Here is a 21,575-nt window from a genome sequence, read left to right on the forward strand (position 1 = left end):
ATTCGTTTTAATTGATGCTCTTTTTTAATGCCTCTAGATTTTTTTCCATTACAGTCAGATAATTTTCACCAGATTTGATTTGCTCATTGGTTAAACTTTCTAACGGATTAAGCACTTCTAATTGTACCCCAGTTTCCTTTGATAATGTTTCAGCCACTTTTGACGAGGCATTTTCTTCAAAATAGATCACTTTGACATTATTTTGATCAACAAAGTCTTTCAATTCTGCTAAACGACTAGGTGAGGGTTCTTGATCTGGTGAAACACCTGAAATCGCTACTTGTTTCAAATCATATTGATGAGCTAAATAAGCAAATGCCGCATGTTGAGTAACAAAAGTACGATTCGTTGCATCCTTTAAACCATCCGTATATTTCTGGTCTAGTTCATGCAACTTCTTGATATAAGCGTCCGCATTTTTATCAAAAGTTTCTTTTTTATCTGGATACTTTTCACCTAATTCTTTCGCAATGGTCTGAACTTCTTGGATCGCTAATACCGGATCTAACCAGACATGCGGGTCATACTCGTGATCGTGGTCATGGTCATCGCTATCTTCTGCTTCTTCGTGCCCGTCAAGACGTTTGATCCCTTTGGCTGCTTCAATCATCAACGTTTGATTGGTATCAACTGAATCTTTTAAAGAATCCACAAAAAATTCCATGTCCGAACTATTATAAACGAACACATCCGCATCCGCAATTTCTGCACTTTGCTTCGCACTTGGTTCGAAATCATGTGGCTCGGTACCTGCGGGAATCAATAACTCCACATCGCCTTCTTTTCCCACGATTTCTTTGGTAAATTCATACATAGGATAAAACGTTGCAACAACCTTTAACTCCTCTTCAGAAGAACTTTTTGAAGTCGGTTGACCACAAGCAGCAAGCAGGAACGCTCCAGCGGCTAGTGTTACAGCTAATAAATATTTTTTCATAGGTTTGCTCCTTTCAAAACAAATCGTAATTTTACGATTTACCAACGAGACTTAATGTATCAAAATAAAAAAAAACAGTCAATAGAAAAAGCCGATTTTCTGATTTAAACGAAAAGTTCCCTAGCAAATCGTAAAACAAATGAATATCCTATCATACAAATTCTCTAATTAGTCTTCTTTTTTCATTATAAAAAAACAATAGATCAACTAAACATTGAGAAAATAAAAAGGCCTAGTAACTACATTTTTTTATTTCAAAAAAATAAACCAAATAATCTTAAAAATAGCTTTTCCTACCTTCAAGACTATTCGGCTTATTTTTAACTGAGTGAGCCCTGTTTATCAGGATTATGAAAGAAGCGTTTTGTACTGAGTAATAAACAAGAAAAAGAGAAATTGATTCTTCACAATTTTAATTTTTCTTGTTTACTACCGAAGTGCAGCCTCTTGAATATCGTTTATCTAAAGTTATGAAAAGAACTTTCAGTTTCTAAGATTAAGGGCGAAATTAGAAAAATAGCTCTTCATATCTTTTTAGATTTTTAACTCAATTTCAAAGGAGTTAGCTTTCATCAAGAGATCGTGATACCAGTACTTTGACCAGAACAGTAAGAAAATCTTCAGAAAATACCTCTTTATACTTTTTAGGTTTTGGCTTAGTGGCAAAGATTAGGAGATACTTTCTGATAAAATTAACTGAGGATACCGCAAAACATAAAAAGCTGTTTTACACTATCCTCAGTTAACTTCATCGAACAGAATTTTTTTAGGACTTCTATATCAGAGCGTTCTGACAAGATAGACTTCATCGCAGAAGCCTTTTAAGCCATTATAGACACGTTGAGCTCTTGAATAATGTTGACACAAAGCAAAGACGGTTGGTCCACTTCCACTCATCAATGCAGCATCAGCTCCATACCTGATCATTCGTTCTTTGATTTGATGAATGATTGGATGACGTTTTCCTGTCACGTCTTCTAAACTATTCCCCATTTTCTTCAGCATTTCTTGATAATCTTGCTGACGTAAAGCTTCTGCTAATCCTTTGATGTCTTGATGCTGAATTTTTTCAACATCTATCTCTCTAAAAACAGTTCTTGTGGAGACACTCATTCTTGGTTTTACTAATACGACCCAACAAGGAGGCATAGCCGGAAGAACTTGGACGATCTCCCCTTTGCCACCAATATAGGCTGTATGCCCATACACACAATAAGGGACATCCGTACCTACCTCTAAGCCAATTTCTGCTAGTTCCTCTAAGGTACATCCTAGATTCCATAACCGATTGATCCCTCTTAGCGCCGCAGCACAATCGGTACTGCCACCGCCTAGTCCAGCGGCAACGGGAATATTTTTTTTCACGAAGATTTTAACGCCTTTATTAATTTGGTATTTATTTTTTAACAACGCAACTGCTTGGTATACATTATTTCGCTGATCCACCGGTAAAAATGCTTTATTCGTTTCCACGACAATCTTATCTTCCGGTAGCTCTTCAAAGAACAAGTGATCAGCTAAATCTACACTTGACATCACCATTTCCAACTCATGATACCCATCTGGTCGTTTGTATAACACATCCAACCCTAAGTTTATCTTTGCCGGCGCTTTTTCAATCAATTCCATCCTCTCACCCATTCGAAAAATCTAAGTCGAAAGTATTCTATCATAGGGAAAAATAAAAGTATACCTTCTATTAGACCAATCAATCCTTTCAGGCAGAATTTGTAGCCAGTTTTATAGCTCTGTCAAAACTTCTTCTACCAAACTTGTATTTTTCCCCTTACCATTTCCAATTAATAAAAACAACTGTAGCGTGGCTAATGTAAAACTGCTCCCATTCATATAAGCAAAATAACGCCCTTCCCAATGTGTCACATACCTTTGTTTTTCTTTGTATGCTGATTGAAACGAATAAAAGAAATTCCCATAATTATAAATGACCCGCATCACTTTTTCTTGCAAAAATGAAAAATCAGCTTCACCTACATTTGCAAGGGGGGCTAAGCCAAGATTTGCTTCAAGATAACCTTTATTTTGATAGACTATTAATAAATGTGTTAACAAATAATCCGCCAGAATTGCTGGTTGATCTGGCAAGTAACGGAGCAAATCATAACCAACTTGTGTCTTTGTCATGGGCTTTTCAGTAATGAAACCGACAATTTTCTGGTCCTTTCTTACAATCCCTATTCCACTTGACTGAAGGTATTTTTGATCAAAGTAACCGACAGAAAAATGCTTCTCACGCGCACCATCCAGCCAACTTTTTGACACTTCTTGGACAGATGTCAATAATTCTTGTGGAAGTGATTCATACCAAGTAAAATGATACCCTTCCTTCGAAAGCCGTTGAAACTCTAACTGTTGGTTTGTTCGAGACAAATCTTCTGTAGAAAAATCAGCAATGCCAGCTTCTCCTACTTTCGTAAAATGAAAGCCTAATTCATGAAGCATCACAACGTACTTTTCTGATACTTTGTAGAAAGCCAGTTGATAACCTAAAGAATCGGCTTTTTTTAAAAAAGCATTGGTAGCCGCACGCATCATTGCCGGATCACCAATTGGATCTCCTAGAACAAAGCATTTATTGGCCTTGATTTGATAACCGAAGACTACTCGATCTTCATGATTCTCTTGATAATAGAAATAACTATACCCTGGTAATCGTAGGTAATGACTGGCCGCCGTCCCCCCATAGTTCTTTAATAGACGTTCGAACCGTTCGCTATCAAAACCTACACCTAGTTTTTCCTCAGGAGTAAGATATTGATAAAGTGCAACTAAGGATAACAAAGAAATCCCTAACCCAATCAAGCCGGAAAACCAAACTGCATCAGAGGGAAAAAGAATAAATCGATTGGCAGTGAGATTGCCAACTAAAAAACTTCCTCTATTGTAGCCCGCAATGGCATAAATAATAAATAAAAAGCCAAAGAGTGTCGCATCAAAAAGCATTGCACCCCAAGAATAAACAAATCTCTTCCGATAGAACTCTTTTCGTGCTAGCCACACCGAAAGTAAAATCACTAAATAAACCAAAATCAATTCCCAAGATAACGTACGCATCACCGTATTAATGATACCAAAAGCTAGTAACAAGAGAGTAGGAATAAAGGCTTTTTTCACTTTCATAGCAAGAGCTCTTGCTAAACCAAGCAATAAAAAGCCTACTAATAGGTTTAATGTTTGATCTAAAAAGTTGAAAGAAAAGGGCAATAAAAACTGAAACAAACGACTGACTGTTGATAAATTCGTGATAGTCGAAAGCAAGATCATCATGATGCCAGCAAAATAAACAGCACAGACTAAAACCTGATGAGCGATTTTTTGAAAAAACAAACGAGGGATATTATCTAACAAACGATTGATTCTCACACCCGTATGTGTCAAAAATAAAAGAACGCCTGAAATAAATGGCAACACATAATAAAAGAGACGATAATAAAGCAACCAGACAAGCGCTAGATCTTGCCGAACTCCTAATTGGCTCATCCCTAAAATCATCAACACATCGAATGTGCCCATACCACCTGGAACCATCGTTAACATGCCGATAAGCGTGGCAATGATAAACATAGGATAAAGAGAAAGCGAGGAAATATCAATGGCCATCAATCGTCCAATAAATAAGAAGACAAATAAAGCACCTGTCCATTGGCCAAAAGAGGCTACAAATAAGCCGATAAGCCCTTTTGGATAAAACTCTGCAAAGATCGTTTTTCGTTTTAAATAAGCGAATAAAAAAATAAATGGTGCTAAAAAACTCCCGCAAAAAAGCCAGATCCAATAACTGCGGAATATACTCTCAGACTGAAGGAAAAATACATCAATAAAAGTAACGAGTGCCCACACGGAGAGACCTGTCAGCATAAATAAAGCAACTTTTGAAACCGTAGCCAACACCATTTTCCGGTTTGTCTTTTTGCCATAAAAACTGGCACGCAAACTCGCGCCAACTATCCCTCCAAAACCTGCTAAGTTGTTGATGGTATTAGTGATCCAAGCAGATAAAAAAAAATCTTTCCGATCCATTTTAGGTGTTCCTTGTTTTTCTAATACTTGAACAGTCACCCAATCGTAAAGCAACATCGGCAATACACCCACCAATCCTGCCAAGATCATCCATGCGATCGTCACTTGACTTTGTTGGTTCATTGTCTGCCAAACATCTTGCCAACTCATTCCATGCAGAATATTAGCCACCTGGTTGACTACAAATACGAGAACTGAACCAAAGAAGATTAATTTCAAGATCAGCTGATGGGCTTTCATCCACTGAAAAAGCAAATGTACTTTATTTTTCACCTGCATCCTTCCTCACTTGTATACTTTCATACATCTATTTTAATGTTATCTTATTTATTTCTTTTTTTCCACTTTTGACCTCTTTTCTCTATAAGTAATTGTTATTCTAGCAACTCCTCTATCCTCTAGTCACCTATCTTACTAAAGCATTCATATTGTCTTCTTCAGAACAGCTTGCGAATTTCCTAAAAGAAAGCTATGCTAAAACAAAAAAAGGAGCGGATCACATGAAAATCGGATTTATCGGAACAGGTAATATGGCGCAAGCAATCATTCATGGTTTGCTTGAAAAGCAACTTGTAGCTAAAGAGGAGATTTATGTTTCAAGTGGACACTACGAAAATGCCCGACAATTTGCAGGAAAAACGGGAGTAAATGCTTGTCAAAATAATCAAGAAGTCGCACAAGAAGCAGATATCATTGTTTTAGCAGTCAAACCAAAAATCATTGAAAAAGTATTGATGGAATTACGTGACTATCGTAAACAACAGCTCTTTATTTCAATCGCTGCTGGAAAATCGTTACAAGTCTTAGAAGAAGCTTTGGATTCACAAGCAGCCATCGTACGTGTGATGCCTAATGTCAATGTGAGTGTAGGCGCAGGGGTTTCTGCGATATGTAAAAACAAAGGAACAACAGAGGAACAATTCAAACAAGCGATGAAAATATTCGAAGCCATTGGCAGTGTCTATCCACTAGCCGAAGAAGATTTCAGTACCTTCATTGGGTTAGCTGGAAGCTCCCCTGCATTTATTTACATGCTGATCGATGCTATGGGACGTGCGGGGGTACTTCATGGATTACCTAAACAAACGGCTACAGAAATTGCTGCAAAAGCAATTCTTGGCTCTTGCGAAAAATTTCTTGTCAGTGACAAAAATCCTTGGGAACTGGTCGATCAAGTCTCTTCTCCTGGAGGTACGACAGTGGCTGGCGTAGTTGCATTAGAAGAAGCAGGATTCATTCCAGCAATCATCAAAGGAATCACCACGACCATCGAAAAAGACAAAGAAATGATGTAAACGAAGAATCGATCCATTGATAGAATGAGGAAAAATAAAATTTTAGCCTTTTTAAAACAAAACAAGCTTCTTTTAGCAACTGATCTTACTAAGCCAGCCAGTCATTCAGAAGCTTTCGTAAACAAGTCGAAGAATCCGAAAATAGCTGTGCCTGTTCTCGGATTCTTCGGCTTGCTTGATAAATATAGTTACGTAGTAAAAATTTCTTATCCTATTCTTATAACACATTTCTCTTAAAATATCTTTCGTATATTACTATTTTTTTACATTTCAATGTTACTTGCTTATATTGAACATTTGCTAATAGTTATTTCTTGTTTCTATGTGAAGTAAAAGTTATTCCACATAAAATTAGCATTCCTACAAATATCAATATAGTATATAAAATAAGTGTGATCTCAAATCTTTCAATCCCCAATAAGCTTAATATTTTAGGTGGTAAGTAGAAACACAAAAATAGAAGAACCACATATTGGATTTTTCTTATCATAGTTTCATTCTTAAATGGTTTAATGGATAGAAAGGGTACTCCAAAAACATAACCTAAACCACTTGTTGGTATTAGTATCGATTTATTTCCCTTCAATAAAAACTCCACAAAACCTATGAAGGCTAATACAAGTAAAACTGTAACTAGTAATTTAATGATATATTTCTTCATAAGATTAGTTACATCGTTCTATGCTGAGTTCCATAATATACCGTCCATGAGTCATTCCATACTTCTCGAACATATAATCCAATCCAACCATTACCACTAGTATCTAAAGCTGAGGCAATTGCTGCTCCACTAGGTAAACCATATGCTCCCATATACTCAAGTAAAAAATCTGCTGCAGCTGTTCCAATACCAAATACACCAGCTGTAAAAGTAATCAACGCCGCAATTCCTATATTTACTAGCGACGCAAATACATTTTTCCCTACAGCTAAATTCGTATAACTCCATGAGGTATATTTTAGCCTTAGTAGATTGTTCGATAGATCATCTAACCCATTTTCTTCACTATTTTCCACTATCAAAGGATATTTTTCAGTTATTTGTCTATATTCCCCATCATTATTTTTTTCTTTTTTCTCAACAATCACCTCATTGACTGTTCTTGTTACAGCCAGTGTTTCTAATGTTTGTAAATTTGTAATCTCTGCGGCCAATACATTATTATTTTTATCTAGCAACTGAACAATCTGCTCGTTGTTTTCAACGAATTGATTAATCTTAGCAGTATTCCTATAATTGATGACCGCATCATTAAATAAATCAGTCTGATAAGATTTAGCCCCCGTCGTTGTTCTTTCATGATCCTCCGAGGCAAATACTGACTCACTTACTCCCAAAACCGAGAATATCATAACACTAGCTAACATACCTATTGTGACAAATAAAGTAATAATTTTAGATTTAATCATTTTTTTCTCCTCCTATAAATTCTATTGAGAGCGCTCTCTTAATATTAAACCACACCTATTAGCTACTATGTTTAATAATTTACGTTTTTTTATTATTGATATTTCAAACATGATAACATACTGTTAAAATACCTATTGCTTACTTATTTACATTGACAAAATAACTAAAACATCGTTATTTTACAATTAAATAATAACAATAATATATAAAATCCCTCAGAAAATCACATAAAAAAAGGCTCTATACTTTTTGATGTTGGTGGATTCCACTGACATCTTTTTTATTGAGAAAAAAAGATAGAAAAGACACCTTGAAATCCTTTAGAATTGATTTGGCGAAACCATTCATAAGGAGGATTCAAGATGTCTTATACTCAGCTTATCAAAGATACTCTAAATATTCTAGACCTAAATATCCATTTTGAGGAAAATTGCTTAACGAAAGAAAAGTACAAAGGCCAAATTTGCATGATCTATCGTGGGAGGCTTCGCTATTCACCTGAAAAATGTGTTCATTGCCACTGTGTCGTCCCCTCTCAGCTTATCCGTTGGGGGACGACAACCGTTCGGTTGTTACTCAATGATGTTTCTGAATACCGAACTTATTTAGAATTGAAGAAACAACGCTTTAAATGTAAGTCTTGTCATAAAACCTTTGTTGCCGATACTTCGGTTGCTGAAAAGCACTGTTTTATTAGTCAAAAGGTCCGTTGGTCTGTCGTCACTCGTTTAAAGAAGAACACTTCAATGACCGAAATTGCCTACCAAAAAAATATTTCTGTCTCTTCCGTTTATCGAATCATGAAAAAATTTTATCGTCCATTGAATCCCTTGAAACAAAGCTTACCAAAAACTTTATGTTTCGATGAATTTAAGTCTGTTCGTAGTGTGTCTAGCGCCATGAGCTTCATTATGATGGATGGTGACACCCATGAACTACTTGATATTTTAGAAAATCGACGCCTTCCCTATCTAGAACGTTACTTTTTGCGCTTCTCATCAGAAGTTCGAGAGGCGGTTCAATGGATCGTTATTGATATGTATGCACCTTATGTTTCCTTAGTGAAAAAGCTATTTCCAAACGCGAAACTGATTATTGATCGATTCCATATTGTCCAGCATATTGGTAGAACATTTCGCAATCAACGAATCAAAGAAACAAATCGGTTGCTTAAACATCCTTCTTCTTCTCAAAAAAGCCTAGGTAGGAAGCTAAAACGTTATTGGAAACTTTTACAAAAAGAAGAAGGAAAACTAGATTATAACAAACGCACTTGGCGATCCGGTTTTAAAGAGTATTTAACAGAAACCGAAATAGTCGATCGCCTTCTTAGAGACTGTCCTAGTCTACGCTCTGGTTATCAACTCTATCAAAATCTACTTTATGCAGTTAAAAAGCGGGAAATTGACACGTTTAAAGAATATTTAAATGTGGGAAAAACAGACCTTCCTGAAATCTATGATAGAACTTTGAAAACCTTTAAAAAGTTTCTTCCACAAATCGAGAACGCCCTACGTTATGGCTACTCAAATGGCCCTTTGGAGTGTTTGAACAATCATATCAAGGTATTAAAACGAAATGCCTATGGGTTCCGAAGCTTTTACAACTTTAAATTACGAATCATGATTCGGCATGGGAAAGCATTACTCATAAAATAAAAAAAGGAACAGAAAGAAAAATAGTTCTTTCTGTTCACCAATCATTCTAGGATTTCTCTTCACCAACATCGTTTGACAAAGAGCCTAAAAAAATAGTATAAAATGACGAACAATCGCCATTTTATACTATTTTCTCATTTATACTTTTAATTTTTGTTATACGTGGCTTGAAATTTTTTCAAATCACTCAGTTACTTTATTTCGCGTAGTCCGTTGCTCGGGTTTCTCGGATCACGATCACTTTGATATGACCTGGATAATCAAGTTCGTCTTCAATACGCTTACGAATATCGCGGACTAAACGAACAGCATCCAAATCAGAAATTTCTTCTGGTTTCACCATTACCCGTACTTCACGTCCGGCTTGAACCGCAAAACTTGATTCTACACCAGCAAAGCTATTGGAGATTGTTTCTAAGCTTCGTAAACGACGGATATAGTTTTCCAGTGATTCACTTCTTGCACCTGGGCGAGCAGCTGACAAAGCATCTGCTGCCGCAACTAGGACAGAAATAACTGAGGTTGCTTCGACATCTCCATGATGCGAAGCGATTGCGTTGATCACCACTGGATTTTCTTTATATTTCATCGCTAATTCGGCGCCGATCTCAACATGTGACCCTTCGATTTCATGATCTAATGCTTTACCAATATCATGTAGTAATCCTGCACGTTTTGCTAACTGGATATCTTCGCCTAATTCTGCAGCTAAGATTCCTGATAGTTTAGCAACTTCTACTGAATGCTTCAATACATTTTGACCATAACTGGTTCTAAAATGCAAGCGACCCATGATTTTGATCAAATCAGGATGAAGTGTATGTGCTCCTACTTCAAAGGCAGCTTCTTCTCCATATTCACGAATGCGTTCATCCATTTCTTTACGAGATTTTTCGACCATTTCTTCGATACGAGCTGGATGGATTCGTCCATCTTGAATCAATTTCTCTAAAGTCATACGGGCAATTTCTCTACGGATTGGATCGAATCCTGAAAGTACGACTGCTTCAGGAGTATCATCAATGATCAAATCAATTCCTGTTAAGGTTTCAAGTGTTCGGATATTACGTCCTTCACGCCCGATGATGCGCCCTTTCATCTCATCATTTGGTAATGTGACTACTGAGACAGTTGTTTCTGAAACTTGATCAGCAGCACAACGTTGAATCGCTAATGATAGTAGATTCTTCGCTTTGCGATCTGCTTCTTCTTTCGCACGTTGCTCTGATTCTTTAACCATCAAGGTTAATTCATGATTCAACTCTTCTTCAGTTGATTTCATGATGACATCTTTTGCATCTTCTTTTGATAATCCAGCAATTTTTTCTAATTCTTTTTGTTGATCTTCAATCAATTTTTCAACGTCTTTTTCTCGCTCTTCAATTAATTGCTGTTTTGAACTAAGTGCTGCTTCTTTACTTTCAAGTGAGTTTTCTCGTTTTTCCAACGAATCGTCTTTACGATCTAGCGTTTGTTCTCGTTGAATCAATCGATTTTCTTGAGATTTTAATTCTAGTTTACTTTCTCTCAGCTCACTTTCAACTTCAGAACGATATTTCTGATTTTCTTCCTTAGCTTCCAACAATGCTTCTTTTTTTAGAGTTTCTGCTTCTTTCTTTGCACTGTCAAGAATACCAGCAGCTGATGTTTTAGCTCCGGCAATTTCTTTTTCATGACGTGATTTTGCAATCATAAACCCTAAACCAAGACCGACAATTAAACCGATGATAGCGAGGAGAATGTTGAGTCCCATAAAATCCACCTCCATACTATCTTTTTCATTTTTATCATCTAAATAAATCATATGATAAATTACTCTAAACTTATTAATATGCTACTGCATACGCACACAAAAATGTGCACATGCTTATTCTAATGTTTGTTTCTAGTAGTGTCAACTTTAAATACGAAAAGAAACGGCTTACCACTTTGTCAATAAACGAACGTTTTATTTTATAAAAACCATTGTTAAATAACATCTAATTATTTCCCCATCCCACATTCCCTCTTTCTTAACATGAAAAGAAAAACAAGATAGAAAAAAAGAGCAACTTGAGATTCCTGTTTCCTCTCAATTTACTCTTTTTTTTGTTTATTATTCGTCTAATGGTAACTCTTCTTGTGCTTCTTTTACTTCTTCTGCTCCCTCAACTGGTTCACCGATTCCGTAAGCTGCACGGACTAAAGCAGAAACTTCTGCCATCATTTCTGGATGGTTCGCCATATAGATTTTCGCATTTTCACGTCCTTGACCAATCCGGTCTTCTTTATAAGAATACCAAGCACCGCTCTTATCCACAATGTCTTTTTCGACGGCCATATCTAGAAGCTCACCTTCTTGTGAGATACCAACGCCATACATCACATCTACTTCAGCGATTTTAAAAGGTGGCGCTACTTTATTTTTTACTACTTTGATTTTTGTACGGTTTCCGACAATGTCCGTTCCTTGTTTTAATTGTTCGGCACGACGTACTTCTAAACGGATCGTGGCATAGAATTTCAATGCGCGGCCCCCCGGTGTAATTTCAGGATTACCAAACATCACGCCCACTTTTTCACGAATTTGGTTGATAAAGATCGCAATCGTTTTGGTCTTGTTGATAGAACCTGAAAGTTTACGCAAGGCTTGTGACATCAAACGTGCTTGTAAACCTACGTGTGCATCGCCCATTTCTCCATCGATTTCGGCACGAGGAACAAGTGCTGCTACCGAGTCTACTACCACGATATCAACGGCACCACTAGATACTAATGCATCAGCGATTTCTAAACCTTGTTCACCTGTATCTGGTTGAGAAAGTAATAACTCATCGATATTGACACCGAGTTTTTGAGCATATTGTGGATCTAAGGCATGTTCCGCATCAATAAATGCTGCTGTGCCACCATTTTTTTGTACCTCCGCAATTGCGTGAAGCGCAACTGTTGTTTTACCTGAACTTTCTGGACCGTATACTTCGATGATCCGTCCACGAGGATAACCGCCGATTCCTAACGCAACATCCAGTGCTAAAGACCCACTTGGTATCGTTGAAATCTGTTGGTCGATTTTTTCACCAAGTTTCATGATAGAACCTTTACCATAATTCTTTTCAATTTTTTTCAATGCAGCTTCTAAGGCTGCTTTACGATCATCTGCCAATACGATAATCCTCCTTATTTTACGACTCAGAGTAACATTTCATTACGTTTATCATATCTTTTTTATTTCCAAAAAGCAAGCAAAAACCGAACAAATATTCGCATTTATTTTTTTCTTAATAGTTGCTTTCTCAATAGATCAAACCCTTGCATCACTGCACTGTATCTGATAGCTGAACGGTCTTTTGTGAAATGATAAAGCTTTGCCGTTACCTCATCTTCGGAAGAAATAGCAATCCAAACTGTTCCAGCGGGCTGCCCCTCTAATTCATCTGGTCCAGCTACTCCGGTAAATGCGACACTATAGTCGGACCCTACTATTTTTCTTGCTTGCAAAGCCATTTGTTTGGCACATTCTTCGCTAACGGTTCCATACTCCTCTAATAGCTCTGGTTCAATCCCTAACATCTTTGCTTTTGTTTCTGCTGAATAGGTCACGAAACCACCAGAAAAGACAGTAGATACCCCGGGAATGTCTCCTAAAGCAGACTGAAAGGCACCTGCAGTCAAGCTTTCTGCTACAGTCACTGTTTTTCCTTTTTCTTTCAATAAATCAACTACTGCTTGCGCCAAAGAATAATTATCTCCATAACCATAAAAATATTCTCCTACTCGAGCTTGGATTTTCTCCTCTAACGCTTGGAGTGCTTGGTTTCCTGCATGAACGTCTTTTGTTTTCACCGTTAGTCTTAGAGTCACTTCATTTGGTTTTGCATAAGGCGCAATTGTAGGATTGATTTGTGTTGCGATCAAATCTTTTAATTCCGTTACTAAACGTGACTCTCCGATACCATAAAATCGCAAGACTTTTGATATTAACTTTTCTTTTGAAGGGAATTTTTCTTCTAACAAAGGACGGGCTTGTTCGACAAACATCGGTTTAAGTTCACTCGGAGGGCCAGGTAGTAAAAGATACGCATGTTGTTCTGTCTGATAATACGTTCCAAGCGCTAATCCAGTTCTGTTTGGAAGTGGGATTCCTCCTTCGATGATTTGCGATTGTTGTAAATTGTTTTCTGTCATTTTTCGTTGAGTGGTTTCAAAAAATGCTAATAATTTTTTATAGCCTTCTGTGTTTTGGATAAGGCTTTCCCCTAGATGTTGGGCCACAACCTCTTTTGTTAAATCATCTTCCGTAGGTCCTAATCCGCCACATAGAATAATCAAATCACTTCTTGTTTCAGCAAGTTTAAGTAAGCCTTCTAAGCGTTTTGGATTATCTCCTACTACGGTTTGGTAATATACTTCTATCCCTAATGAGGCTAACTGTTCAGATAAAAAAGTAGCATTTGTATTGACGACTTGCCCAAGGAGCAGCTCTGTTCCTACTGCTATGATCTCTGCTTTCATTTCCCATCGCTTCTTTCATCGGTCTTCTCACTCATTCATTGTGAGTTATTCGTGTCTGATGTTTTCATTTTGTCTACATAATAGTATACGCTATTTTACAGCAGAATCCTTCCCTCTTGCTCATTTCTCAAGGAAAGAAGGTTGCTTTTTTCGCACAAAAAAACAGACTGGAAAATCGTTCTTCCATGTCTGATTTTTTACATCATTGATCAGGTCAATGTGTTACATTGATCCTTTGAATACTCCACGGTTCTTTACAAAATAATCCACGCCGGAATAAATGGTAAAGATCAAGCAAGCATACAACATGATTTGATCAACGGGCAAATTTATCAAGTTGAACGGGATATTATTGATGAACAACAAAATAATTGCAACCATTTGTGTAGCTGTTTTGACTTTTCCAGGCCATGCTGCTGCCATTACCTCGCCATCTTCTACAAGTAACAGTCTTAAGCCTGTTATAGCCAATTCTCGACACACAATGATGGATACGATCCAACCTGGGGCTTTCCCCTGACCGACTAACATGATAAATGCCGTCATAACAAGCATTTTATCTGCCAACGGATCAGCAAATTTTCCAAAATTTGTCACTAATCCACGTGAACGAGCAATTTTTCCATCTAACCAATCAGTGATGCTAGCAAGGGCAAAAATAATTGCGCCAACTAGTTGTGTTACTGCTAATGTCGTACTACCTACCGTAAATTGACCCCAATCTAAAGGCAATCCAACGACTAAGATAAAGATAGGGATCATACAAATTCTAAGTACAGTTAATTTATTTGGTAAATTCACATTATCGACTCCTTTCTTCCCTATTCTACGTGAGACACGTGAAAGTTTCCACCGATAATATCTATTTTTCAGGATAGATATTTCTTTAGCTATTTTTCTTTAAAGCTAGACAAACCATTTTCATCGAAAAAAATGATAAAATCCTGTCTTTTGACAAGAAGTAAGGCGGAGAATCCAAAAATAGATTGTCCTATTTTGGAGATTCTCCGCCTTATTTTTCTAGGAAAAACGATTTAACCACACTCAATAGTTGCTATTACTCTGCTTCCGCGTACTGCAAAGCAAGTGTAATATTTTTTGGACTTAGATTGTTTTCTCCTGCATTGACAGGAATTTCCTCGCCATTTGCTTTGATTGTGGCATTACTTGCGGCACCAAGTGTGATCGTAACATTGGTGGCTGTTTCCGGAAGTGGCGTACTTTGTGTTTCATTTGCAGCCAGTGTTCCCTGATAAATATAAGCATTATCCACTTGAACACCAATCCAAACACGATTCGTCGCAGTGAATTCTAACGTAACTGGTTTTTTGGCATCTGTAATAGATACCGCGATGGCAGCTCCTGTATCTTGTCCAGCTGTGATGGCCATTTTCTTCTGCTCTTCTGTTGACTGCGTTGTGGAAGCAACAGTTGATTCGGCGGTAGGCTCACTACTTGTAGTAGCTGTTTCTTTTTGAGCAACTGAACCCTCAACAGAAATAGAAGAAGCATCTGCACCAATGATAGGATCAGATTGGCGATCTTGCCAAGACATATAGACAACGATCGAAATAATCGCTAAGGCTACTAATCCAAGTAATAGTACTGGCAGACTTGTCCAGAATTTGCTTAGATTTTTTTCTTCTTGATGCATCGCTTTTCTTGAACCATTTACCACTTCTGGTTCCGGTCGTTTCTTGACCGTTTCTTCTAGCAGAGATTTTTTCCCATCGAAGACATCTACCAAGTAATCGCCATCTTCTCCAACAGCTTCAGCATACTGGCGAATAAATGCACGTACGTAGAACTTTCCAGGTAATTGATCGAAATCATCTTGATCAATCGATTCCAAATAACGCTTTTGAATTTTAGTTATTTGTTGTAATTCATCTAAAGATATTTTTTTATTTAAACGGGCTTGTCGTAATTTTTCCCCAATGGTTTCAAAAGCCACTCGTTCATCTTCTCCAGTCTGTTTGATCTAGTCAGGTATCTTTGCATCCATAAAAACTTTTTAGCAGACTCTACAAAAAGTCACCTGACTGCCTCTCATCAAATTTTTCGTTCTGTAAAAACAAAATATTTTGTTCTAAAAAATTTCTAACAGTATACTTAAGAATACCATAAAGACATCTTTTTTAGAGTATCATTTACTATGATTTAAAACGAAATTTAAACTTTTGTGTACGGTAATTGATGCAAAGGTTTGTTACCTCATACTTTGTGGAACTATCTTCCTTTATTTCGTTTCCTTTTTAGGTTTCATGTAAAACTCACTAAATGCTTCTTCTTGAATAAAGGAACGACCTACATTAATCACATCTTCCAAATGGATTGATTCGATAATTTCTGGTAAATCAAATAGTGTCTGATCTCCAAATAAACTTTGAGTAAATTGATTGGCGATATATTCAATGGAATTTAAAGATTGAAAATATTGCCCTAGCATCTTTTTCTTTAATAGGTTTAGATTGGTTTCTGTTAATTCTTGGTCCTGTTCAAATTGAAGCAAAATTTCTTTTATTTTTTCAGCAGCTTGTTTTGGTTTATCTGAATCACCACTGAAATCAGCAAAATGAAATTCTCGATCTAAGCTAAACTCAAAACCAAAACTGTCATCAATTAGGCCTTCGTTATAAAGCTTCAAGTAGTTTTGAGAAGTGCTTCCTAACAATAGCTGTAGCAATAGTCTCATTGCAGTTTTATATCTTAATAGCTCAATCCCTTTTTCTGGCAGCCTATCGATCCCTTTGATCCCTAAAACAAACTTTTCGTGAGTGATCGTGCTTTCCAAAGTGCTGATCGGAAGAACATCATTTACATTTTCTGGGAAGTATCGCACAATTTCTTTTGCTGGTGGAAACTCTTTTGTTGCTTGATTTTCTCTGATTTTTTCCATTAATTGTTCAGGTTCTAATTTTCCCACCACAAAAAGCACCATATTGCTAGGTTGATAAAATGTACGATAGCAAGTGTATAAGTCTTCTGCTGTAATTTCCTCAATGCTTTCTACTGTCCCCGCAATATCAATATGCAATGGATGGTTCGGATACAAATTATTTAAGATACCAAAGAAGAGGCGCCAATTTGGATCATCCTCATACATTTGGATTTCCTGCCCAATGATCCCTTTTTCTTTATTGACTGTCTCTTCAGTAAAGTAAGGTGCTTGGACAAAATCAAGCAAGGTCATTAGATTTTTTTCTATTTGATCTGTCGTAGAAAATAAATAGCTCGTTTTTGTAAAACTCGTAAACGCATTGGCTGAAGCCCCTTGTTGACCGAACAATTGAAAAACATCACCGTCTTCTTTTTCAAAAAGTTTATGTTCTAAAAAATGAGCAATTCCATCTGGGACTTTGATTTTTTCATTTCCATTGTAAGGAATGAATTCGTTATCAATTGAGCCATAATTCGTACTGAACAAACCATAAGTTTTATGGTAATCATTTTTTGGCAGTAGGTACACGGTCAATCCATTCGGTAAAATTTCATGATACAGTGTTTCATTGATTTGACTATACTCTGTTTTATTCATTTCCTTCCCCTCCTGCTAAAAAGAAAATTGCCTGTAATTCGATTTCATTCGCTACTTTTTGGATATCCTCGACAGTGACACCGTCCATGCGCTCTAGCCATTCTTCATCCGTTAGGCTTGTATGAGGAAGCCAATGGGTTAAATAGGCGGTTTCAATCGCTGCTTGTGGGGAATCTAACGACAGTAAATAATGATTGCGCAACATCGCTTTAGTTTGGGAAAGCTCTAATTCCGTGATTTCCCCATTACGCAGGCTTTCTAATTGTTCATGAATCAGATGAAGTACTTGATTTCTATTTTTTGTTTCAATTCCTGTCTGCACCGTCAGTAAGCCACGGAATGTATCCACATTACTAGAGGCATAATAGGCAAGACTTTCTTTTTCTCGAACATTCATGAATAATTTAGAATGAGGAAAGCCACCAAATAAACCATTAAACACCATCAATGAAAAACGTTCTGGCTGATCGTAATAAACATTTGTTTGATATGCTAGATTCAACTTTGCTTGAACAATTGGTTCTTGGATTTGTCGCTCCTTGATAATGTTTTCTAACGGTTGTGCATAGAATATTTCTGGATGAACAATTTCTCGATCCTTGAAAGGTAAAGCTTTCAACGCTGTGATTGCTTCTTTCTCCTCGATATCTCCTATTACAAAAATATCCACTTGATCTTCATTGATCATTTGATAGTAGTATTCAGCTAACGATTTTGCAGTGATTTTCTCCAAGTCTTCAATCGTTCCGGTACTTGGGATCTTTTGTGCCTCTGCTTGCTCAAAATACAGTTCTTGCAGTGCTAAAGAAGCCATCGTCTGTTTGTCTTCATTTAAGCTTTCCAAATATTGTTTTAAATTGTTTTTTTCTAAGTCGAATGTCAACTGATCAAAAGATTCATCTTTGATATTCGGAAAGAATAAGCCCTCTTTCAATAAGACCACTGCGTTTGTTAAGATTGAAGGATCATTAACGTAGCTACCATTGACAAAGCTGAGACTGGCATTCAGCCAGTGAAGGTTACCTTTTTTACGTACTGAAAAGCTAAAACCTGCACCATACAAATCAGCTAGTTGGGCACTCAATTGTGTCTGATCAGGATAGTTCAAGCTATTCGTTTCCAACATGCTACTTAATAGTGCCCGCTTTGTCACCACTTCTTTTTCTAAACGTGTAGTAAATCGAACAAAAATACGAATTGTCTTATATTGTTTGGTTGGTAAGACGTGAAGATTCACACCTTTTGCTAATTTGTATGTCATCACAAAGTCTCCTTTTTATTGCGGATATCCATTTACACTAACTCACTTATTTCTTAACAAATAAATACTCTTGTACTGGTAGGAACAAAAATCCTACATATGGTCATCACTAGTGTTCTAATAAAGTATCACTTTATAGTATAGCACACAAGCTTTTGAGGAACAGTGTGTAGTGTTAAGGAGTCGTGTTGTTTTTATATTTTTTTATTCTTCGCTATACTGGTTATGAAAGAAAGGAGGAATTTGATGATCAAGGAATTCAAAGAATTTATCATGCGTGGGGATGTCCTCGATTTAGCCGTTGGTGTGGTTATTGGTAGTGCCTTTACAAGTATTGTCAATCAAATCGTTCAAGGATTGATCACACCTTTAGTAGGGTGGGTCGTGGCAATGATTACAGGTACCTCTGATTTAGAAGGCGCTTTGTCCATTTTAGATTGGTCTCCAACTAAAGGAGTAACATTTGCTTTTGGCGAGGTCATTAGTGCAATCATTACATTTATCATTACAGGCTTCGTGTTATTTTTAGTTGTTAAAGCAGCGAACCATGCGAAAAAAATACGAGCAAAAGAAGAGGAAGAAGCTACAGTTGAAACACCAACAGCTGAAGATTACCTCAGTGACATTCGTGATCTGCTTGCGCAACAGACTGCTGAAAACAATGTCCATTCAATTCCCCCAGCTACTGACGAATCTACAAGTACAAAACGTTAGTTTATGCTTTAAAAGCAAAAGAGGCTATGGGTTCAATTCCGAGAAGGCAAGTGGAGGAACTGAAGATAGTATTTCTGATTCTTCAGTTCCTTTACTTACTCTTGGAAAAAGTCACTACATAGTCTCTTTTATTTTAATTCCATTCCATCATTTAATTATTTTCGCATATCCAGATGTGGGATCCCATCTTCTAAATAAACTTCTGAGATTGCTTCAAAACCAAATGACTCATAAAATGATTTTAAATATTCTTGCGCACCGATCACGATCGGTTTTCCAGAAGCATTTTCTTCGATGACTTCCAATGTACGCTGAACGATTTTTCTCCCTAGACCTTCTTTTCGATGCTGCTGATTCACAAGGACTCGCCCGAAGTGGACCGACTCTTCATCATGATAAATACGTGTATAAGCTAATATTTCTCCTGATTCATCCTTGAAAAATGTATGGCAAGCGTTTTTGTCAATCGTATCAACTTCTTGATACGGACAATTTTGCTCTACTACAAATACTGCGGTTCGTTCTTTTACAATAGAATAAAATTCCAATGTAGTTAACTCTGTCAATTTTTTTACATAATGTTTCATTAATTTGAGCTCTCCGATTCTTCGTTTCTTTTAGAATACCGATTTAAAAACAAAAAAGCAAACGAACCTTATGTAATATCCAGGTCCGCTTGTTTTTTAAACTGCTTCAGTTAAAAATTCGATCTCGACTGTCCGAGTCAATACATCTGAATAGCTGTAAGATACTCGTTCAAAAGAATTTTCTTCAGGATCCAAATCAACGACGAATACTGAAGGATAGGTTTCTGTTAAAACGCCTCGGCGTTCTGTTTGACGCTTTCTTCCTGTCTGAGCAACCAACATGATTGGGCTGCCGATACGACCTTCTAAATCTTTTTTGATTGTAGCTAAAGTTGTTGGCATACAGTTCACCTCAATAACTATCATATCACACTTAGTAAAATTTTACAAGTTTACCATATCAAAAAAAGAAATGCAATAAAAATAAATAAGAAAAACGTTAATAATTTTATTAATTATTTCTCATTATACTCTTTCAAATGTTGCTTTATTTTGAATTTCACACGGCCATACGCACTTTTCACCTGTTTCATATCCATGGATAAATCTTTAGCCATCTCATAAAAATCCGTTCCTTGCATGTAGTGATGAAAGATTTTTGCTTCTTTCTTAGAAAATTTGATAGGACAGTCTTCAATTGCTTCTTTTAGTAATAAATGTTGGACAGCAATTGGTTCTTGTACTGTGATTTCGGCTAGAAAATCAGGTCCTTCCGTATCTATTTTCTGTTCAATAGACACTTCATCTTTTTGATCCCTGCGCTTTAATGCATTTTGTTTTCGCAACAAAGAATAAATTTGATTACTAAGAATACTTTTGTAGTAGCTTCCAAAGCTGACACCTTTATTACTTTCATATGTTTTCAATGCTTGATACAATGCGATTCTTGCTTCTTGTTCCCAATCTTCACAAACATAATTTCTTAAATAATAAATATTTTTCAAGCGTAACAAAAGCGGAAAATATTTTTGATACAGGGTAGCAAATGCTTCTTCATCACCATTACGGGCAGCGCACAATAACTCCTCAGACATAAAATAATTCCTCCATAACTTTTGATTATGGAGGAATTTTATCATCATTTGTATGGACAACTCTTCATCTATCGGTGTTATTTATTTTTTCGCATTAAATCGTCCAATTTTTGGGACAGTTTTTTTAATTGTTCTTCATTCCAAGGAGAATTTCGTCGGAAATTTATAAAACGCATATCTATATTTTCTTGTGATATATTTTTTTCTGTTTTTTTAATCGTCTGATACAACTCATAGGCAGATGTCCTTAGCGCTCCTTGAGAAAAAACGACCCATTGTTCCGCCAAATCACTTGTTGCAACGGTTACTTGTGTCAAGCGGTCATTTAGTTCGCCTGCAATTCGCTCAATATAGGTGTCTGCTGTTTCATCTTCTTTAGTAAAAACTACTTCCAACTGGTATTGACGATAATTTTGTTGGATTCCAGGAACTAACTGGGCATCGAATACCACAATCACTTCTAATCCCTCGTACTTTGCGAAGTTGGACAATCGCTGTAATAACGCTTCTCTTGCATCTGCCATATGATCTTGCTTTTTTAGAAGAACTAATTCTGGCCATGAGCCAATCATATTATAGCCATCAACAATCAACAACTGTTTTTTCAT

Annotated in this window: 18 protein-coding genes; 3 read left to right on the forward strand and 15 right to left on the reverse strand. The window is 36.7% G+C overall.

Annotation, left to right across the window (positions count from 1 at the left end; translation table 11 throughout):
- Positions 1–7 precede the first annotated feature (7 nt).
- From A5844_RS13125 to mprF, 3 genes are all read right to left on the reverse strand, one after another.
- Entirely contained in the window at positions 8–937 is a 930-nt protein-coding gene (locus A5844_RS13125) for a metal ABC transporter substrate-binding protein (RefSeq protein WP_086285620.1), read from the reverse strand.
- Between the two features lie 780 nt (positions 938–1,717).
- Positions 1,718–2,566, reverse strand: coding sequence for a 4-(cytidine 5'-diphospho)-2-C-methyl-D-erythritol kinase (gene ispE / locus A5844_RS13130; RefSeq protein WP_086285621.1), 849 nt, complete (start codon positions 2,564–2,566; stop codon positions 1,718–1,720).
- A 111-nt stretch (positions 2,567–2,677) separates the two neighbouring features.
- Positions 2,678–5,248: a bifunctional lysylphosphatidylglycerol flippase/synthetase MprF gene (mprF, locus tag A5844_RS13135; RefSeq protein WP_086285622.1), complete on the reverse strand. Its 2,571-nt coding sequence runs from the start codon at positions 5,246–5,248 to the stop codon at positions 2,678–2,680.
- Positions 5,249–5,403: 155 nt separating this feature from the next.
- Here mprF and proC point away from each other — a divergent pair, with 155 nt between their 5' ends.
- Positions 5,404–6,270 carry a pyrroline-5-carboxylate reductase gene (gene proC / locus A5844_RS13140; protein ID WP_256924561.1) on the forward strand — a complete coding sequence of 289 codons (867 nt, stop codon included), beginning with the start codon at positions 5,404–5,406 and terminating at the stop codon, positions 6,268–6,270.
- Between the two features lie 669 nt (positions 6,271–6,939).
- On the opposite strand, the gene A5844_RS13145 is transcribed toward proC, so the two are convergent.
- On the reverse strand, positions 6,940–7,680 hold the full coding sequence (locus A5844_RS13145) for a hypothetical protein (RefSeq protein ID WP_086285624.1): 741 nt from the start codon (positions 7,678–7,680) through the stop codon (positions 6,940–6,942).
- A gap of 363 nt (positions 7,681–8,043) precedes the next feature.
- Between A5844_RS13145 and A5844_RS13150 the strand changes: the two genes are divergently transcribed.
- Positions 8,044–9,339 (forward strand): ISL3 family transposase, encoded by a 1,296-nt coding sequence (locus tag A5844_RS13150; RefSeq protein WP_086285625.1) that lies wholly within the window; start codon positions 8,044–8,046, stop codon positions 9,337–9,339.
- 196 nt (positions 9,340–9,535) lie between these two features.
- Here A5844_RS13150 and rny read toward each other — a convergent pair whose 3' ends face one another.
- From rny to yfmF, 7 genes are all read right to left on the reverse strand, one after another.
- On the reverse strand, positions 9,536–11,092 hold the full coding sequence (gene rny / locus A5844_RS13155) for a ribonuclease Y (RefSeq protein WP_086285697.1): 1,557 nt from the start codon (positions 11,090–11,092) through the stop codon (positions 9,536–9,538).
- Between the two features lie 342 nt (positions 11,093–11,434).
- Positions 11,435–12,484: a recombinase RecA gene (gene recA, locus A5844_RS13160; RefSeq protein WP_086285626.1), complete on the reverse strand. Its 1,050-nt coding sequence runs from the start codon at positions 12,482–12,484 to the stop codon at positions 11,435–11,437.
- Positions 12,485–12,588: 104 nt separating this feature from the next.
- Positions 12,589–13,833, reverse strand: a complete 1,245-nt coding sequence (locus A5844_RS13165) for a competence/damage-inducible protein A (protein ID WP_086285627.1) — start codon at positions 13,831–13,833, stop codon at positions 12,589–12,591.
- Between the two features lie 222 nt (positions 13,834–14,055).
- Positions 14,056–14,634 carry a CDP-diacylglycerol--glycerol-3-phosphate 3-phosphatidyltransferase gene (gene pgsA / locus A5844_RS13170; RefSeq protein ID WP_086285628.1) on the reverse strand — a complete coding sequence of 193 codons (579 nt, stop codon included), beginning with the start codon at positions 14,632–14,634 and terminating at the stop codon, positions 14,056–14,058.
- Positions 14,635–14,890: 256 nt separating this feature from the next.
- A complete protein-coding gene (locus tag A5844_RS13175) occupies positions 14,891–15,787 on the reverse strand; it encodes a RodZ domain-containing protein (RefSeq protein ID WP_086285629.1) in 897 nt (298 codons plus the stop codon).
- A 285-nt stretch (positions 15,788–16,072) separates the two neighbouring features.
- Complete coding sequence (yfmH, locus tag A5844_RS13180) at positions 16,073–17,371, reverse strand: EF-P 5-aminopentanol modification-associated protein YfmH (RefSeq protein WP_086285630.1); 1,299 nt, start codon at positions 17,369–17,371, stop codon at positions 16,073–16,075.
- Positions 17,364–18,632, reverse strand: a complete 1,269-nt coding sequence (gene yfmF, locus A5844_RS13185) for an EF-P 5-aminopentanol modification-associated protein YfmF (RefSeq protein ID WP_086285631.1) — start codon at positions 18,630–18,632, stop codon at positions 17,364–17,366. The genes yfmH and yfmF overlap by 8 nt, the downstream gene beginning before the upstream one ends.
- A 246-nt stretch (positions 18,633–18,878) precedes the next feature.
- Here yfmF and mscL point away from each other — a divergent pair, with 246 nt between their 5' ends.
- The gene (gene mscL / locus A5844_RS13190; protein ID WP_086285632.1) at positions 18,879–19,346 is read left to right on the forward strand and encodes a large conductance mechanosensitive channel protein MscL; all 468 of its coding nucleotides are present in this window, start codon (positions 18,879–18,881) and stop codon (positions 19,344–19,346) included.
- 155 nt (positions 19,347–19,501) lie between these two features.
- On the opposite strand, the gene A5844_RS13195 is transcribed toward mscL, so the two are convergent.
- The 4 genes from A5844_RS13195 to A5844_RS13210 form a co-directional block, all read right to left on the reverse strand.
- Positions 19,502–19,933: a GNAT family N-acetyltransferase gene (locus tag A5844_RS13195; RefSeq protein ID WP_086285633.1), complete on the reverse strand. Its 432-nt coding sequence runs from the start codon at positions 19,931–19,933 to the stop codon at positions 19,502–19,504.
- 96 nt (positions 19,934–20,029) lie between these two features.
- The gene (locus A5844_RS13200) at positions 20,030–20,275 is read right to left on the reverse strand and encodes a Veg family protein (RefSeq protein WP_005875105.1); all 246 of its coding nucleotides are present in this window, start codon (positions 20,273–20,275) and stop codon (positions 20,030–20,032) included.
- Between the two features lie 113 nt (positions 20,276–20,388).
- A complete protein-coding gene (locus A5844_RS13205; RefSeq protein ID WP_086285634.1) occupies positions 20,389–20,967 on the reverse strand; it encodes an RNA polymerase sigma factor in 579 nt (192 codons plus the stop codon).
- Positions 20,968–21,044: 77 nt separating this feature from the next.
- Positions 21,045–21,575, reverse strand: a complete 531-nt coding sequence (locus A5844_RS13210; RefSeq protein WP_086285635.1) for an NYN domain-containing protein — start codon at positions 21,573–21,575, stop codon at positions 21,045–21,047.

This window comes from Candidatus Enterococcus wittei, from assembly GCF_002140175.1.
Taxonomy (GTDB): domain Bacteria; phylum Bacillota; class Bacilli; order Lactobacillales; family Enterococcaceae; genus Enterococcus_B; species Enterococcus_B wittei.

Excerpts from the sequence above, each read along its gene's own strand:
- A5844_RS13125 (WP_086285620.1), bottom strand. The coding sequence starts at position 937 with ATGAAAAAATATTTATTAGCTGTAACACTAGCCGCTGGAGCGTTCCTG.
- ispE (WP_086285621.1), bottom strand. The coding sequence starts at position 2,566 with ATGGAATTGATTGAAAAAGCGCCGGCAAAGATAAACTTAGGGTTGGAT.
- A5844_RS13145 (WP_086285624.1), bottom strand. The coding sequence starts at position 7,680 with ATGATTAAATCTAAAATTATTACTTTATTTGTCACAATAGGTATGTTA.
- A5844_RS13150 (WP_086285625.1), top strand. The coding sequence starts at position 8,044 with ATGTCTTATACTCAGCTTATCAAAGATACTCTAAATATTCTAGACCTA.
- rny (WP_086285697.1), bottom strand. The coding sequence starts at position 11,092 with ATGGGACTCAACATTCTCCTCGCTATCATCGGTTTAATTGTCGGTCTT.
- A5844_RS13165 (WP_086285627.1), bottom strand. The coding sequence starts at position 13,833 with ATGAAAGCAGAGATCATAGCAGTAGGAACAGAGCTGCTCCTTGGGCAA.
- yfmH (WP_086285630.1), bottom strand. The coding sequence starts at position 17,371 with ATGAATAAAACAGAGTATAGTCAAATCAATGAAACACTGTATCATGAA.
- yfmF (WP_086285631.1), bottom strand. The coding sequence starts at position 18,632 with ATGACATACAAATTAGCAAAAGGTGTGAATCTTCACGTCTTACCAACC.
- mscL (WP_086285632.1), top strand. The coding sequence starts at position 18,879 with ATGATCAAGGAATTCAAAGAATTTATCATGCGTGGGGATGTCCTCGAT.
- A5844_RS13195 (WP_086285633.1), bottom strand. The coding sequence starts at position 19,933 with ATGAAACATTATGTAAAAAAATTGACAGAGTTAACTACATTGGAATTT.
- A5844_RS13200 (WP_005875105.1), bottom strand. The coding sequence starts at position 20,275 with ATGCCAACAACTTTAGCTACAATCAAAAAAGATTTAGAAGGTCGTATC.
- A5844_RS13205 (WP_086285634.1), bottom strand. The coding sequence starts at position 20,967 with ATGTCTGAGGAGTTATTGTGCGCTGCCCGTAATGGTGATGAAGAAGCA.
- A5844_RS13210 (WP_086285635.1), bottom strand. The coding sequence starts at position 21,575 with ATGAAAAAACAGTTGTTGATTGTTGATGGCTATAATATGATTGGCTCA.